This is a genomic window from Levilactobacillus suantsaiihabitans, assembly GCF_004745505.1.
GTDB classification, from domain to species: domain Bacteria; phylum Bacillota; class Bacilli; order Lactobacillales; family Lactobacillaceae; genus Levilactobacillus; species Levilactobacillus suantsaiihabitans.
Genome location: NZ_RKLX01000003.1, coordinates 158,965 through 175,840, shown reverse-complemented (window position 1 = coordinate 175,840; position 16,876 = coordinate 158,965). Strand labels below are relative to the sequence as shown.

Below are 16,876 nucleotides of genomic sequence, written 5' to 3'. Positions count from 1 at the left end.
CTTGTCGCACCGGTAAATGACTGGGAGAGACACTCGCTGCCCTTTCCGTTAGGGTCGCTTAGCAGTCGGTCACTTATTTGGCGATTTCATCAGTTGACTAGCGGTTAATGCGACTACCCTGATCTAGGCTCGCGAGCTGTTCTCAAGTTTGGGCTTTTTCTTTAAGTCACGTGAGGCTCGCGAATTTAAAGTTGTAGTCTAACACAACCAATTCGACCAACACGCATTTACAGGGGTGGATGGAATCCACCTTAAACCCTTATAACTATTAGACGCTTTGGTATTGGCAAAGACTGCCCTTTTTTCGAGGTTCGTTAAGGTGCCAGTCACTTACTCAACGAATTCATAGGTTAACTTGGGATTAATGCGACTACCCTGATCTAGGCTCGCGAGCTGTTCTCAAGTTTGGTTTTTTCTTTAAGTCACGTGAGGCTCGCAAATTTAAAGTTGTAGGCTAACGCAACCAATTCGACCAACACGCATTTACAGGGGTGGATGGAATCCACCTTAAACCCTTATAACCATTAGACGCTTTGGTATTGGCAAAGACTGCCCTTTTTTCTAGGTTCGCGGAACTATCGGCCACTTACTCGACGATTTCATAAGTTTACTAGCGGTTAATGCGACTACCCTGATCTAGGCTCGCGAGCTGTTCTCAGATTTGGCTTTTTATATTTAAGCCACGTGCGGCTCGCGACTTTAAAGTTGTCGGCTCACACATTTGAGTTAGGTAACACCAGGTATAAGGCAGTCTGACTGTTAGTTTAAAACTAAACCCGTCGCAGTCATCTGCAGGTTAACGAAAATTGCGCAATCACCACGGGTACGGCCACCAGGAACATAACTCTGCCGATTCAAATTTCTCAAATGCAAGCACAGTCCACCGAACAGGTATTATCCAACCCAATCCGCATAGTCACCAACCACCTCACCCAATCATGGCGTACTTAATTTTCACAGGGGTATTCGCGGCGCTGCAATCTTTGGCGAAGTCGACATGCTCTGGGGCCACGTTATCTCCACTGATCACGGCAGTTCGTTGGCCAAATGACCCGGGGAACGTGCAGAATGGCTCACTAACAATACTGGAATCGCTATGTGCTAATCTGGCGGGGAAATAATCACGCTCACTGTCATCTCAATTTTTCTAATGTAGGGCCAGAATTCATCATCCCTCACCCTACCGAACAGTTTCTTGAACTCCAGTCAATTCTGTCGTTAATTTTAAAGTATCCTTTTGAAGCCATCCGCAGAAATGTTAATGACCACTCAACTTCTACATTTTCGGTTCAGGGGGACCATTCCGGAATTCCGGATTGTCCGTGGATTGGGGATGAGTTTTAGTTTGAAGTCCTGTTACCTTGGATTCATCAACTCATGTGACCCCTTTTCCGAGTGATCGAACTGATCAGATTGTTGTCACTTGGACATCCCGGGTTCCCGGGTCCCTCTTTGCCTAAGACCAGACTTTTGATTTGACGGTCGATGACCTGACCAATTCGTTCGTTAACACTGACGCTACCGACCTTGACGCCAACGACGCGGGACAATCCATGACTGCCGATGACATTGACCTCAAGTCGGTTGACCCATTGACGGTCGAGGATGTGGTTATCTGACAGCGACTGGTCGCTTCTCAACAAACACGTCACGCCAATCAGTGACGCGTCAATCCGCCATCAACACCATCACACGTCACCATGACTTTTCTCACAAAAAATCAACAATGGGTTTGCAAACCGGGCAACACGCGGTATAGTTATCATGTTGGTCAATAAGGCTGACCCAAGAATAACAACTAAAACGATGAAATGACTCAACTAAAAACGAAAAAAGATGGAGGAAGAACAAAATGAAAAACAACAAATTAAAATCGACCCTGATGTTAATGACCGCGGTTATGGGGTTAAGTATTGCAGTCCCAACCTTTACGAGCGTTGGCAGTGATGTTACGGTCCAAGCGTCAGTTCCCTTCGATACGAGTATGACCCGAGTTAAATATCACATGAATAGAAATATTCAGTTAGGTATTGCATATTGGCTGAATGGTAAGTTAACTCAAAAGCAAGCAGATTCAGTTCTTGATAAGGTTGATGTCGCATATAGTGATACTTACGCGAAAACAAAATCGGATAAAAAGTCAATGGCTGCTGCTTATGCAGCATTAAATAAGTTTACTGGCGTGAAATTTAGTTCTACGGGTCATTACTCTGATAGTGCTAAGATTGACAAATCAAAGGTTAATAAAGCTGTTAAAGCTGGTAATGGTCAAAAGAACTCTTCAGCCGCTGTCGCTTCAATCGTTAAAACATATTCAAAGAAAACAACAACTAAGAAAAAATCCACTAAAAAGTCAACGAAGAAAGCCAAAAAAGCTACTAAGAAGGTTTACTCTTTAAAAGCAACGAAGACTTCGAAGAATGCGAAGAAGATTAAGATTACTGGTAAATATAAGGGTAGTAAGACGACTAAGTACGTTCATGTTCACACTTACAAGACCAATAACTGGGTAAAGCTTTCAAAGAAGCGGACTTTCTCAGTTAAAGTTAAGGCTAATCATGCTAAGTACGTCTGGGTTTACGGTGCCAACCGTAAGACTGTCAAGCACAGTCACAAGAAGGCAACTTACAAGTACTCACGGGCATCCAAGAGTACTGTTGCGACTATCAAGGTAGTAAAAGCAGCTGCCAATAAGTAATCCTGTATCAACACGACTTTAATTAAATATGACGTCACTATACTCTAGGTTGGCTGAACCAGCTGGGGTATTCGTCTTCATTGAAGCAACCACATCGAACGTGGTTGCTTTTTTGATGTCTATAATGACTTGATACCAACACTTGATTACTACAGTGTTGGTATTTTTAGCTTGGTATCAACAACAATCCTCAAATCAATTAGTCACTGACTTTAATTTCATCAGAGGTTAGACAAAACAAACCGATTCTTTTACGATCGATCGATTAAATTGTTTAGGGGTTCCCTTGTTTCTTCTAACCGTTGGGGTATCAAGCTGAACGTATCTGTCACTTACCTCAATTCTCTTTGAGGTTAAATCAATTATACATAATTAGGGGTGAGAAAATGTTCGATGACAAACGAGAACGTTCAAAATCATTTGACGTCACTCAAGATTCGACTGGACTTCCTAGAGGTTCAGAATCACAAGCACCACGACAAAATCATCAACTCAAGTCTAAGTTAAAGACCCTGAGTCGTTTAGGCCTGGGGGTATCAATTACAGCTCTAGCAGCTGTGTCTTTTCTAGGTATGGCACCATCAAAAACAGCCCATGCTGGTGATTTTGGTAGTAAGGGCTCTTATAAGGGCGTACCTTATACTGATTTCGTAACTTATTTTTCTGAATTAGGGCATAGTGGTTTTTCAACCCAAAGGCAAAAAGATGGCTGGGGTAAGGTTAAGTTCAGCAGTAAGGTAACAGCTCAATTTTATCCAAAGTTCAACAAGAAAACGACGGTTGCCTTTAGCAAGGGTGCTAAGACTGGCAAACCAGCTGGAGTTAGTAGCGGAACTCCTGTAACTGCTGTGCATAACAAAGCAGGTAGTACAATTTACTACCGTAATGTTGGAAAATTTGATGGTAAAGTCGTTGATATGTCTTTGAAAGTAACTAAGAAAGCCGTTGGTCAGAACGGGTTTAATTCAATTTACTTCATGACTAAGAAGCTTGGATTAGCCATTCCTAAACATCCGACCGTTGGCTGGTCCTATATCAACAGTAAGGGTATTCAAGGGACTGATACAACAGCAAAACCTAAAGCTAAGAATATTTATGTAGATAGCAATATTTCCCGTCAGCAAACCGGTGGTAACTTTGAACTTCACCTGTTCTTCCACAAGTCAAAAAAGTCTTTACCATTGAATAACGAAAATCAAGTCGGGTTAGACTTTATGGAAATGGAGCCACCTTGGTTTCACGTCAATGGCGACAAAAAATTACACTTTAGCTATGGTCAACGTGTGTTGGCTTACATGAAACCGACAATGATTGGTAATTATGGTGCTAGTGGGTCGACTTCAGCTGACCCAGCTCTTGGAAGATTAGGGATTATCGGAATCAAGAAGAGTACTTCTTTTAATAACAATTACATTAATGCCGGTAAGGACTTTGTTGGCGGCGAACGCAAGCAATCTGTAATGGGACGCTGGGCTACATCGACGATTGGTTTTAGTTTCCGTGGTCACGCTCCTAATTCAGATATTCTTGAATTAGATGGTGGGACGTATAAAGTTAAAAAACCTAAGACACCAAAGCAACCCGCCCCCAAGAAATACGTCGGTCCGCAATCGGGCAAGCCGTCAACCTACTCGGCAACGAAGTCAGCCTTAGCGGATTACACGAAGACGTTCACCTGGAAGATTCAGCAGAAGACGAAGAAGGCGTCCTACTCAGGTAAGGGGTATACCATTACGGATACCTTACCAGGCGGCACAACCATTGCGTCAATCACGGCACCTAAGGGGTGGACTTATACAAAATCAGGTAATAAGGTCACCTTTAAAGCCACGGCCAACGTTTACAAAGCGGCCAAGACTTACAATTTCTATGTTGCCTCCCAAACCACGAAGGCACAAGCCATGAAGCACACCAGCTTCAACAACCATGTGACCTCCAAGCGAAAGGTTTCCTCAAGTAAGTGGCAAACCAAGAATTCCAACACGGCGAAATGGACGTTGAAGAATGAACAGATTAAGGGGTATTGCATTGATTTCGATCACCACGACCATGCCGTGGCACAGGTGTTGACTGAACACGTTAAAAAAGTTTTTCGCCGCGGAGCATTAGGGGTATTGCCCCTCCCCTAGCCAGTAGAATCGTTTGTGGCACAACCCTCTAAAAACAAAAAGGACGCCCCCGGGTCATCCCCGGAAGCGCCCAGCAGCACACTAGCAGATCCGCGTGCCTAACGTTTGCATTTCCTTCTTTAAATCCAGCTTGGACTTTTCTTCGGCGGTGTATTCAATCATCCCCACCGCACTGTCCAAGATACCCGTGTCATCGCGCAAGGATAACTGGTTGAAGACACGGTCCAAAATCAGGCCGTTGTTCAAGTACAGCTCGGTGTCTGCGTTGGTCCACAGGTTCAAGCCGGCGTTGTTGGTGACGGGAATATTGTACTTCGGGTCTTGTTGCGTCAGGGCCACAAACTGGAATTTGTCGCCGATGGCACAGCTCCCACCCAACGTGGAGTACTGATTCGAGCCATCATCCAGCGTCAGCAAAAGCACCGTGTCTGGGCGAACGTTCTGGTCTAAATAAGCCTTCGCTGCATCTTTAATTGTGATTTCCATAATCAAGTCCCTCTTTCTACGCCGTTCGTAACTACTTAATTGTACACAACTATTTATAACGCATTCCGGCTGAAATGTAAACTGATTGGCTTACTAAAAGAAAGTGTGAAAGCCAAACGCGATGCAAAAAGAGCTTGAGGTGGTGTCCCCCAAGCTCTAGTGCACGAAATTCAAATGGCTAACATGCGGCGCAACAGGCGTTGCCAGGCTGCCCAGCGAACCGGAAGCCCGCTTCCCAGGCTGGAGGTGTCCCCCATAGCAGGCGGAATCCCTAGCTGACGTAGGCCTTTGGTCTCATCAGTTAGTGGCCAGAACTTGCCCGTTGCCCCCGCTTACTCGGCCTCGTAACTCTGCTTAACCAGCGCAATCAGCTCGTCTTCGGACAAGTTGAGCTTCTTGGCCTCACTGGTAAAGCCCGCAACGTAGCGCTGGGAAAATTCCGCGCGGCGTTTCTCGCGGATCATTTTCTCGGCGTCGGCGGTGACAAACATCCCCAGTCCGCGCCGCTTCTCCAGCATGCCAGCTGCGACTAGCCGGTTCATCCCTTTGAGCACCGTGGCTGGATTAATATGAAATTCTTTGGACATCTCTGTCGTCGACGGCACCTGCTCGCCCGCCCGGTAAATGCCGGTGAAGATGGCCTCTTCCACTTGCTCGGCCACCTGCAGGTAGATGGGTTCCGGACTATCAAAATTAAAATTCATATTTTTCCCACATTCTTTGTAAACTTGCCTTGTCGGTTATGCGTCCGTGGATTTGGGCAGCACGATTCGCCAGTACAGGCCCAAGGTGATCAGGTAGTAAATGGCGTACAGCCCGATAAAGATCAGGAAGGTCCAGCCAATTCCTTGGTAGGGACTCATCGGGGCTGCCATCAGCGGCTTAAACATTTGTAGACCGAACAAAACATCGATTATCCCCATGATACCAGGAATTAGGAATAAAATCCCGATTTCTTTTGCAATTCCGTGGCGCATCAGGCCGTGACGCACGCCGACCTTGTACAGCATCCGGTAACGTCGTTGGTCGCCGGGCGCGCCGGACAAGATCTTAAACATCAGGCAAGACGCCAACATAGCCAGAAAGGCGATTCCCAAGAAGTAGCCGATGAATTCCAGGCCACCGAAGATGCCCAGGACCAGGACAAAGTTTTGGTAGTTGCCGACCGTCATCTGGGCTGGTTGACTGAAGCGCGCCGTTTCCAAGCGGTTCAACCGCTTAAGCGTAGGCAGATCCGCGGCCAGGTGCTTGACGCGCACCGTGGTGACCGTGACCGTTTGACCGGCCTGGCGCTTGAACTGCGCGGCTGACAAGATTTTCGGCGTGTAAGGTCCAACCTTGCCCAAGGCCAGGCTGAGGAAGTCGAGGTCCTTGATGCCGGATTTCTTGAATTCGCTAAACGACTGGCGGGACACGTGCTTGGCCATCCCCGTCTTGGTGTAGGCGCGTTGTTCGACCGGTTGGCGTTTCAGCTCGGCGGCGTTGTAGTAGACCGTCTTGCCCTGCCGCTTTTGCGTGTAGGTCGCCGTATAGGCGCTGTCCAGCTGGTCGATCAGCTTTTGTTCGTGGGCGTTCGCATCGTGCACGGCAATCGTGTAGGTCCCCGTCTTCTCCGCCATCAGTGGCAATTGGCGGTGGTAGCCGGAGCCGACCGTGATGGCCCCCAGCGCCATGGCAAACAGCAAGGACACGATCGTCAGCATGCGCGTATAGTTGTGCACCCGGAAATTCAATTGGCCTAACAAGAAGCCGTTCAACCGTTTCTTGGCCCAACTGGTGCGTCGTAACGCCCGGATGATGGTCAAAATCGTCGCCCGGAACAACAAGTACGTCCCCAACGTAATCGTGACCAACGCCAACGGAATCGCCGTCAGCTCCAGGTCGGTGATGGCGGCCATCGCCCAGTAGCCAATGGCCAAGAAAACGATGCCCAGCACGCCTTGAATCAGCTGCCGAACCGGATTGACCTTGGGCTGGTTGGCCAGCTCATCGCTGTGTAGCAATTTCAAAACGGTCGTCCGCGTCAGCCGCACCAAGTTGAATAGCGACGCCAAGATGAATAAGCCGACGTACAGCAGCGCCGTAGCCACGATGGCCGGCAGGTAAACGGCCGTCAAATGGCTCAAGTGTAGCCCTAAGGCGTTTAACAAGAAGCCGACTAGAAACTTGCTCATCAGTAACCCCAGGGCAATCCCAATCGCCGTGGCGACGGTCCCCAAAATCAGCGTTTCCAGAAAGACCAATTCGCCGACGCGCTTGCGAGTGGCGCCCAGCATCATGAACAATCCGTAGTCGTGTTGCCGCATGCTGAGCAGAAAACTGTTGGCGTACATGATGTAGACCACCGTGATCAAGATCAACAACACGGCCCCGAAGCCAAAGACGGCGCTGGCCGACGAAATGGCCCCGTTGGCCTTAATGAAGGCCTGGTTGGTCGCCAGGTTGGCAAACATATAGAAGATGGCGGCCGACATGGTCAGTCCCGCCAGCAAGACCAAGTAGTCTCGCCGCCGGTTCTTGATCCCGGCCAAAGCTAATTTTCCTAACATCTCGGTTCCCCCTACTCGTTAAACGTGCCCAGTTCATTGAGGACTTGTTGGTAAAATTCGCGCCGATCCTGGTCGCCGCGCCGCAGTTCGGACCCAATCTGCCCGTCCTTGATGAATAGGATGCGTTGACAGAAGCTGGCCGAAAACGGATCGTGGGTGACCAGCAAGACGGACATCTGTTGGCGCTCATTGATGGTCGTCAGCAGGTCCAGCAATTCCCGCGCGCTGGTCGAATCCAACGCCCCGGTCGGTTCATCCCCCATCAGGATGGCCGGATGATGGACGATAGCCCGCGCCGCTGCGACCCGTTGCTTTTGCCCCCCGGACAATTCCGCCGGGTACTTCTGCAAGAGGTCGGCAATCGACAAGGTTTCCGCCACTTCGTGAATTGCCTGGTCCATTACCTTGGACGGCGTGCCCTTCAAGGCCAGCGGCAGGCCGATGTTTTCCTCGGCCGTCAGGCTTTCCAGCAGGTTGAAGTCTTGGAAAATGAAGCCGACTTCCTGTGCCCGAAAATCTGCCAGCTGGTTGCCGCGCATCTGCGTGACGTCGTGGCCATTGACCACCACGTTGCCCTTGGTCGGTGTATCCAGCGTTGATAACATATTTAATAACGTGGTTTTCCCCGAACCGGACGCCCCCATGATGCCGACGAATTCGCCCGCCGCGACCGTAAAGTTCAGGCCCTTCAAGGCCGTGTATTGCCGCTCATTGGGCTTGCCATACGTTTTTTCCAGGTCACTGACACTGACCACTGTATTGGTTGTCATATTAAAATCCCCCGCTCGTTAGTGTGTTGGTTAGTTACTTGTGTAATTAACTATAACGGTTCTTGGAAAATTGTCAATCTTTTTTTAATCGAACGTGTTTGAACATTTCTGTACCCAACTGGTGGAAAGCTTTCGGCCCCCCTGTTCAGCCCATTTTCTCCCAGCAAGTCCGCCCACCCCCGTGACGGTTTCGCCCCGGTGAAGGCTGAGACGTGAATTCTCAACCTGTTTTGTGTACACTTAAAGGGTACAGTTGTTTGACATTTTGTAAGCAAAGGAGTTTTTTCAATGAAACAGTTACGCTTAGGCGGCACTGACTGGGAAGCCTCTGCCGTTGCATTGGGCATCATGCGCATGGCCACGTTGTCGGTCGATGACGCCGCCAAGGCCTTACAAGCCGCCCATGAAGCTGGGATTACCTACATCGACTCCGCCGACATTTACGGCGACGGGCAATCCGAAAAAGTCTTCAAGGAAGCGCTGGCCAAGTCTGGCTTGTCGCGCAACGACTTTTACATTCAATCCAAGGGTGGCATCATCTTGGATCAAAGCCGCAGCCACGATGGTCTGGTCTTCGGGAAACGCTACGACTTCTCCAAGCAACACCTGTTGGACGCCGTCGATGGAATCTTGGAACGGACCGGGTTGGACTACCTGGACGCCTTCTTACTGCACCGGCCGGACCCACTGATGGAACCCGCAGAAGTCGCCGACGCCTTCAACACCCTGCAACGGTCAGGGAAGGTGCGCCACTTTGGGGTTTCCAACTTCAACGTGCAACAATACGAAATGGTGCAAGAAGCTGTGGATCAAAAGTTAATGTTCAACCAATTACAATTTAGCGTGGCCCACGCCCAAATGATTACTGAAGGCCTGCGCGTCAACATGGACGATTCCCCAGCCGTCACGGACGGTGGCATGCTAGAATTCGCCCGGCGCAAGCACGTGACCATCCAAGCCTGGTCGCCATTCCAATACGGGTTGTTCGCAGGCATGTTCATCAACGATCCGAAGTTCCCTGAATTAAACGACAAGCTGCAAGCCCTAGCCGACAAGTACGGCGTTTCCAAGAATGGGATTGCGACTGCCTGGATTCTGCGGCACCCAGCCAACGTTCAAGTCCTGCTGGGCACTATGAACCCTGAACACATCAAGGATAGCGCGGCCGGAGCCGACGTTAACCTGACGAAGCAGGAGTGGTACGACATCTACTTCGCTGCCGGCAACTACCTACCTTAACAGCCGATTTAAATCTTAATTTCAACGCACGGCGCTGACTCACTGGTTTCTCCAGTTGGTCGGCGCCGTTTTTTTAACTTTAAATGGCTTAAACCCGTGCCTGCGGCTGCCAGGGGTTCCGCCTGCTATGGGGGACACCTCCAGCCCAAGAGCGGGCTTCCGGTTCGCTTGAAAGCCTCGCAAAACCGCGAGTCTCCCAAGTCGCCCCACGCTGTAGGCTGAGAAAAGACCTCAGCCAACACCGTCGACACAGCTGGCTCCACCCCTGGCCTCCTCCGGCAGAGCGGCGCATTCCCGTTAAAACAGGCGTACCGCCGCTATGACAATCATATCAACGCTAATTTACTGATAAGATTTCCCGCTAACCTGCTCTGTCGGAAAATAAAAATCTGCGGTCTTGGATTGGTCATTAATCCCATCACACCAAGGCCGCAACACCTTGGAAAAAAATTTTACAAAAAGGGGTTGCCATTTTCTATTTTGGTGGTAAACTGAAGTTGTTCTTGAGGGCGAGTAAGTACTCGCTCGAAGATATGGAAAGGGGATTTTAATCATGTTTACCACTATTTTTTGGATTCTTGCCGCTTGGTTAGTTGTTAACGGTGTTTGGACTTGTTTCGCGACTGGCAACCAAGAGTTGATGAAATGGTTTGGTTGGATCAACGTGGTTGCGATCATCTTGGGCTTCTGGGTCTTCTACGGCGCGGCTAGCGTGGCCGTTTTGGCTGGCTGGTTCACCGCAGTCAACTGGATCAATGTCGTCCTAGCCATCATCCAGTTCTACCTGGCTTACCGCAAAGCCGGGACTACCCACACTGCCTAAAGTTTTCGCTTCACCCCCTAATCAACGCCAAAAGCCGGACTGTCCTGGACACAGGCAGACCGGCTTTTTGGGTATCGTGGGTTGGTGTTGGGCCTAGTAATCCCCTCTCACACTGGTAAGATAGTAGGTGTCAGCTGACATTGCACTTACTGGACGCCTACCGTTCCCCCACAGCATCAGCGCCCTTCGATTAACGTAACCCCTGATTTAACAATTTCAATCCAAACAAGTAAATTTCATATTCGTCACATTCAGAAAAGGTGGTAGTTTCATGCCCAATAAAAAAATCTTAGACGAGTTCCCCGAGGTCATTCAGGCCAACCCGGACCTCACGCAAAAACAAAAAGACGTCTTGATCACCAGCATTCGGCTCTTCGCGGAACAAGGCTACGCCAATACCAGCACCCGGCAGATTGCCGCGGCGGCACACCAATCCGAAGGCACGATGTTCAAGCATTTCAAATCCAAGGCCAACATCTTACGGGCGGCCTTGGAGCCGATCATTCACGAGATCATCCCCGATGTCGAAGCGGAGTTCAAGCGCGAAACGCTCAACCACCCCGCCGCCAACCTGCATGACTTTCTCGACTTCTTCGTCCGCAACCGCATGGCCTTTGCCGCCAACAACCAAGACGCCATCAAGGTCTTCTTTAGCGAACTGCTCTACAACGAAACGTTGCGGACCCAATTTATCGAAACGGCGCGCAACGAACTGATTGCCGCCTTCAAGGACACAATTTTGACGCTGCAGAAAAATCACATCATCATCGACTGGCCGTTCAACGAGATTTTTCGCTACATGATCGCCGTCGTCGTGGGCTACGTGCTCGACCGCTACGTGCTCTTTCCCGACCGCGATTGGGATGATGACGTTGAGGCTACCTATTTGGTCGCCGAACTGGAAAAAGTTTTACAGCCCTAGTCAATGAAACTTACGGGGTATCCTGTAACCGCCATTCTAGCGTGCCATGATACTGGCCGGCTAGCGTGTCGCTGTTGATGGTCAACAGTGGGCCCGTGTCGGCTTGCCAGTGGCCGCTCACGTCGACCAGGTCCGCATCACTTTGCGTGGTGTGCGTCGCAATCAACGTGTCACTGGCGCTAATGGGCTGGCTCTGGTCGTCCCACGCAAACCACAGTTGTCCGCTTAACGGTTGGCCGGTGGTCGTTTGAAACGCTTCTCGTTGGCGCACCAGCAATTTCCAATGTTGTTGGGGTCCCCGCTCATCCGCAACACTGAGCCGCCAGTCGGGTTGGCGGTGGATGCGTTGCGCGCTCCCGGTCAATTGGGTCGTCACAAAGTCCGCCTGATTAGAGACCTCGGCAAAGCCCAGGGTGCCGGGCCCCCGCTTCAAGGTGAGGGTCACGGGATTGGACGTGGTGGCTGCGTCGTGGCGATCGACGGCTTGGAGGACCAATTGGTTATCGCCAACCCGTAACTGCTCAGCCGGCAACGTGAGGGCCAGCGTCCCCACCGGTTGCCCCGCTGGCCACGTCGCCTGCAACGCATCGACCGGTAACGCCTGGCCGTTAAGTCGCCCGCGCACCTGGTAATTGGCCAGCTCATCGACGGCAAAGGGCTGGCCCTGATTGGTCAATTGAAGCCGCAGCCGGGCATCCTCATGATGGCCCAGCTGTTGGGTCGCGGGCCCCAGATTGGTCAACTTGAGTCCCACGGCGGCCTGAATCTGTACGCGGGGCAGTGGCAGTTGCGTTTGGTAGTTTGGCCCATAGAACCGCGCGTTGACAGCGGCGATGGGCACATTGTGGCTGACGGACGGCACGGTCCCCGTGACTGTCACCGTGGCCTGATGATGGGTGGCGTCTAGCTTTTGACGCCAGGTCTTGTGAAGCGTGACGGCTTGCATTTCTGCTGCGCTGAAGGGTTCACTGATGGGACCGCCGTTGTAGCTAACGCCCCCGCCAGTCACCTGTAGCGGTTGCGGCAACGGGATGTCCATGGTCAACGGTTGGATGTCTTGCTGACTGGTCGCGGCATCGTAGTCAAACGTGTAGCGATACGTCAAGCGGTCGCCCGGTGCCACGCGACTGTCGGCCGTGAGCTGTTGGTGGGTCGTGGTATTAATCAACGTGGCCGTGGCGTTCACCTGGCCCAGCGTGTCAGAGCTGTCGATTAGGACCAGGCCATTTTCGCTTCGTTGCGCGTCGGTCGATCCGGTGACACCCCAGTAGACATTCGGTTTAGCCGCCGTCGCCCCGAGCTTGCTGGGGTCAACGGCCACGGTGTCTTGGACGACATCCATGCCAAAGCGAGCCGCATTCGTTCGCGCATCGCGGTCATTGTAGCGGTAGGTCATCTGCTTTTCAGCAGCGTTCCACGAAAGCGAGAGGTGGTGCCACTGGCCGTCAGCGAAGTTGGCAACGGGCTTGGGTTGGGTGTGGTTGAGTCTCGAATAGTAGTTCCCATTCCCCAGCTGTTGATAAGTTGCCGCCAGACCGGGGTAACCACTCCCGATGTGCATGCCGTCACGAACGATTTCACCGCTATCAAACGCATCGGCCGCCCCAAACTGGGGATTGCGATTGACGTGGGTATCAAATTCCAGCGCCCAACTGTTTTCAATAGCGGTCATAGCCACAATGTCGCTCCCATGGCCCCCGCGGTCATTGCCCCACACGCCTAGGGCCTCACCGCCGCCAGCAATGGCCCAGGCTTTATCGGCAGAATTCTGTAAGACAAAGGCCATTCCCTCGGCCGCGGCCGCCCCCTTATTTCCAAAGTACAGCCACATCGAAATATTAGTATCCTGGCTGGTATCAAACTGATTATTCATCCGCGTTAGCCCCGTTTTCGACCAAATCGCCCCGGCCTGCACATCCTTAGTGGTCGGATTGTCCCGCGTAATCTGGGCAATGGACTGGTCGACCAACGGCGAGTCAATCAGCTTGGTGAAGTTATCCTCACCACTGATTGAAAATAAATTATCTAATGGAATCCCCTGGGGCGCCGTCGCCACAGCGTGTTGTAGGTCTGCGTCGCCAACGGCTTTAGTCGCCGCCTGACCAGTCACCGTCCCGGTCAGTAGGCCAGCACCAACGATTAGCCCCATTAACCATTGCTTTCGCATCGTGGTCCCTCCTCATCTTAAGTTGGCATTCATGATTCGGAGTATACCCAAGCCCAGTCATTATCACAATTTAAATTTATCGTTATAATTATTTAAATATTATATTCTTTATAAATGGCCGCATTCCCGCTACACCGCGGATAGTTGCACCCCGACAACTGCTGGGGACCTTTACCAACGTTATCCCGTGGTGGTATCAGGTTTCTGGTCACCGTCGTCCCGAACAGGCACCCCCAAGCGTCCCTAAAAAGTCCCCCCACACCCAAAACCACCGACAATCACTTTTCGAAGGATTGCCGGTGGTTTTTGACCAGTCGTTGCACTGGTAAGCATTTAGCTTAGTATTGGTTAAACTTGTGAATCAAGCGTTTGACCGGCCGCGCCAACCGAATCAGCCACAGCGTCAGGCCAATGCTCAAGGCGACCATGCCGGCCCCGAAGAGTGGCGTCCAGCCAAGGCCGAGGTGACTGGTCACCTGACCGCCGATACCGGAGCCCAGCGCAATGCCGACGTTGAAGGCCGCGATATTTAGCGCCGAGGCCATGGTGATGTCTTGCGGCGTGTATTTTTCTGCCAGCTGAACGATGTACAGTTGGAGACCAGGCACGTTCATGAAGGCAAAGAACCCCATGGCCAGGACCGTCAAGAGACCCAGCCACTGACTATTGGCGGTCACGGACAAGACCAGCAGCGTGACGAAGAGGCCGGTGAACATTTTCAACAAGGCTGCGAGTGGCTTGGCGTTGGCCCAGCGGCCGCCCATGGTGTTGCCCAAGGCGACCATCAGCCCGTAAACGACCAGAATCACCACGACGGCACTGGCGGACCAGCCCATCTTTTGTTCCAGCAGTGGAGATAGGTAGGTGTAGGCCACAAAGGTGCCGCCATAGCCCAACGCGGTCACTAACAAGGCGACCAACAGTTGAGGATTGCCCAAGACCCGCAGAATACCACGGGCCGTCGCCTTGCTAGGCAGCGGCAGGTTGCGGGGCACCAGCAGGAAGTCCGCCAATAACCCCAACACTCCGATGAGGCTGATGAAGATAAATGACCACCGCCAGCCCCCCAGCTGACCGATCATGGTCCCCAGCGGCACGCCGGTCACGGTGGCGACCGTCAGTCCCGTAAACATCACCGCGATGGCCGAGGCCCGCTTGGACGGCGCCACAACATCGGCCGCAATCACGGACGCCACGGTCATGAAGATGCCGTGGGCCAGCGCCGCAATCACCCGCCCCGCCAGTAAGATACTAAAGACTGGGGCGAAGGCGGCGACTAAATTGCCGAGAATAAACAGTAACATGATGATAACCATTAAGGTGTGCCGGTTGATCTGTCCAGTCAGGAGCGTCATGACCGGCGCGCCGACCATGATGCCCAAGGCGTAGACGGATACCGTTAACCCCGCCTGCGCTAAACTAACGTGAAAACTCTGAACTAATAAGGGCATGAGCCCCACACTGATGAACTCCGTGGAGCCGATGGCAAAGGCACTGATGGCCAACGCCAAGAGCGTCATCGCCGGTGAAATTTTTTTAGTCATAATGACCTCCCTGGTTTTTGGTTGCTTACGTGATAGATAATGATTATACTGGTTAGCAACCCAGGCACAAGAACCGACTTTAAAGTGCCCTACCCACCAAAAGGTAATAATTGAACAGGAGGCCGTTTCATGCCCACAAAAACTTATCACATTGGCGTCGAAGCCACGATGGAAATCATTGGCGGCAAGTGGAAATCCATTATTTTATGTCATCTGCGCCACCACACCATGCGCACCGGAGAATTGGCCCGAGCCATCCCGCAAATTTCGCAAAAAATGTTGACACAACAGCTCCGCGAACTGGAAGCGGCGAACATCGTCGCCCGGCGCGTGTATAAGCAAGTGCCGCCCAAGGTCGAATATTCGTTGACAGACTATGGCCAGTCGCTATCCGGCATTCTGCACGAGTTGTGCGTCTGGGGCGAGGACAACATCGACCGCCGCGAGGCCGCTGGCGAGTCCATCACCCTCCTCAACCGCGACGACGTTTAGCTGGCTACCGACCTGCCGCCTACCGTGGCGCTAAATATGAGCCGGAACGCGGTGGCGGACGGACGAGCCAAAGGGCGGTCTCGTCCCTCGCTTTGAGCCGCAGCCCCCGTCTCAAAGACGCCGTTCCCTAACCAGCCAAAAACGCTGCTAAGGGAAGCGCACGGCTGAGCTCATATTTAGCGCCACTCTCGGCTACGTTGGTGATTAGCCGCCACACCGTCGTTGGTGACCGGAGGAGAATTTCCGCAAACCTGTCATCAGTGACGCCCCCCAGCCGGAGGAGGCCAGGGGTGGAGCCAGCTGTGTCGACGGTGTTGGTCGAGGTTTGTCTCGGCCTACAGCGTGGGGCGACTTGAGAGACTGGCGCACTTTGCCAGGCTTTCAAGCGAGGTGGAAGCCCGCTTCTCAGGCTGGAGGCGTCCCCCATAGCAGGCGGAACCCCTGGCAGCCGCAGGCACTGGTTTCCGCAATTTTAGCGCCACGGTAGGCAGAACGCGGTGGCCATTATCGCCGTCCTAGCGGCATTCTCAACGTTTCCTAAGTCAAACATAAGAAATTCACAGGCAACCTTTAGCGTGCGTTCAAGCTCTTCGCGCTAGCAGATGGTATAACTAATATATCGAAAGCAAAACGCCAAACAATTTGAGGAGTGGTGACCATGACTAATTTAAAAACGATGATGACGAAAGTAATGCTGGGTGCGATGACGGTGACGACCTTACTGGCAACGTCCGCTGGGGCTTCGGCCGCGACGACCACGACGCCGGCACCAGCCGTAGCGCAACCAACCGTGACCTTAAAGAAACAAGCGCAACCGGAAATTCGGCCTACAACCATTAAACTCCACAAGCACGTCACGACGACGCAAATCTCCAGTCAGGTGCAAACGGCGGTCGATGCCAGTGCCCTGAATCTCGACCAGCAGCATCATGACGGCCAACTCAAATAAGTAACCGCTTAGTCCGCTGAGCGCCTAACCCCTGCGCTGCATGACTACCCCTTCATCCCTTGTCTATTTTTTAACGGCCACCCCTCCCCTCAAAATGACTGGCCGTTT

The 16,876-nt window shown here is 51.9% G+C and carries 13 protein-coding genes; 7 read left to right on the top strand and 6 right to left on the bottom strand.

What is annotated here, in order from left to right; all coding sequences use genetic code 11:
* Positions 1-1,852 precede the first annotated feature (1,852 nt).
* Both EGT51_RS03175 and EGT51_RS03170 read left to right on the top strand, forming a co-directional pair.
* Positions 1,853-2,698: a hypothetical protein gene (locus EGT51_RS03175; protein ID WP_135367358.1), complete on the top strand. Its 846-nt coding sequence runs from the start codon at positions 1,853-1,855 to the stop codon at positions 2,696-2,698.
* 386 nt (positions 2,699-3,084) lie between these two features.
* On the top strand, positions 3,085-4,827 hold the full coding sequence (locus EGT51_RS03170; RefSeq protein WP_135367357.1) for a hypothetical protein: 1,743 nt from the start codon (positions 3,085-3,087) through the stop codon (positions 4,825-4,827).
* 81 nt (positions 4,828-4,908) lie between these two features.
* Here the strand turns inward: EGT51_RS03170 and EGT51_RS03165 are convergent, their stop codons facing one another.
* The 4 genes from EGT51_RS03165 to EGT51_RS03150 all read right to left on the bottom strand — a co-directional run bounded on the left by EGT51_RS03165 (position 4,909) and on the right by EGT51_RS03150 (position 8,632).
* Positions 4,909-5,313, bottom strand: coding sequence for an iron-sulfur cluster biosynthesis family protein (locus EGT51_RS03165; protein WP_135367356.1), 405 nt, complete (start codon positions 5,311-5,313; stop codon positions 4,909-4,911).
* Between the two features lie 332 nt (positions 5,314-5,645).
* Positions 5,646-6,017: a GntR family transcriptional regulator gene (locus tag EGT51_RS03160; RefSeq protein WP_135367355.1), complete on the bottom strand. Its 372-nt coding sequence runs from the start codon at positions 6,015-6,017 to the stop codon at positions 5,646-5,648.
* A 36-nt stretch (positions 6,018-6,053) separates the two neighbouring features.
* Positions 6,054-7,862 (bottom strand): FtsX-like permease family protein, encoded by a 1,809-nt coding sequence (locus EGT51_RS03155; RefSeq protein WP_135367354.1) that lies wholly within the window; start codon positions 7,860-7,862, stop codon positions 6,054-6,056.
* Positions 7,863-7,873: 11 nt separating this feature from the next.
* On the bottom strand, positions 7,874-8,632 hold the full coding sequence (locus tag EGT51_RS03150) for an ABC transporter ATP-binding protein (RefSeq protein ID WP_135367353.1): 759 nt from the start codon (positions 8,630-8,632) through the stop codon (positions 7,874-7,876).
* Positions 8,633-8,920: 288 nt separating this feature from the next.
* On the opposite strand from EGT51_RS03150, the gene EGT51_RS03145 reads away from it, so the two are divergent.
* The 3 genes from EGT51_RS03145 to EGT51_RS03135 all read left to right on the top strand — a co-directional run bounded on the left by EGT51_RS03145 (position 8,921) and on the right by EGT51_RS03135 (position 11,616).
* The gene (locus EGT51_RS03145) at positions 8,921-9,871 is read left to right on the top strand and encodes an aldo/keto reductase (protein ID WP_135367352.1); all 951 of its coding nucleotides are present in this window, start codon (positions 8,921-8,923) and stop codon (positions 9,869-9,871) included.
* A 553-nt stretch (positions 9,872-10,424) separates the two neighbouring features.
* Positions 10,425-10,694, top strand: a complete 270-nt coding sequence (locus EGT51_RS03140; protein WP_135367351.1) for a hypothetical protein — start codon at positions 10,425-10,427, stop codon at positions 10,692-10,694.
* A 271-nt stretch (positions 10,695-10,965) separates the two neighbouring features.
* Complete coding sequence (locus EGT51_RS03135) at positions 10,966-11,616, top strand: TetR/AcrR family transcriptional regulator (protein WP_135367350.1); 651 nt, start codon at positions 10,966-10,968, stop codon at positions 11,614-11,616.
* A gap of 10 nt (positions 11,617-11,626) precedes the next feature.
* On the opposite strand, the gene EGT51_RS03130 is transcribed toward EGT51_RS03135, so the two are convergent.
* On the bottom strand, positions 11,627-13,783 hold the full coding sequence (locus EGT51_RS03130) for a lectin-like domain-containing protein (RefSeq protein WP_135367349.1): 2,157 nt from the start codon (positions 13,781-13,783) through the stop codon (positions 11,627-11,629).
* A gap of 338 nt (positions 13,784-14,121) precedes the next feature.
* Complete coding sequence (locus EGT51_RS03125; protein ID WP_225428674.1) at positions 14,122-15,477, bottom strand: MFS transporter; 1,356 nt, start codon at positions 15,475-15,477, stop codon at positions 14,122-14,124.
* Between EGT51_RS03125 and EGT51_RS03120 the strand changes: the two genes are divergently transcribed.
* Together EGT51_RS03120 and EGT51_RS03115 are read left to right on the top strand one after the other, a co-directional pair.
* On the top strand, positions 15,457-15,819 hold the full coding sequence (locus tag EGT51_RS03120; protein WP_135367348.1) for a winged helix-turn-helix transcriptional regulator: 363 nt from the start codon (positions 15,457-15,459) through the stop codon (positions 15,817-15,819). The two genes, EGT51_RS03125 and EGT51_RS03120, sit on opposite strands and share 21 nt — an antisense overlap.
* Before the next feature lie 658 nt (positions 15,820-16,477).
* Positions 16,478-16,768: a hypothetical protein gene (locus EGT51_RS03115; protein ID WP_135367347.1), complete on the top strand. Its 291-nt coding sequence runs from the start codon at positions 16,478-16,480 to the stop codon at positions 16,766-16,768.
* The last annotated feature ends 108 nt before the right edge of the window (positions 16,769-16,876 follow it).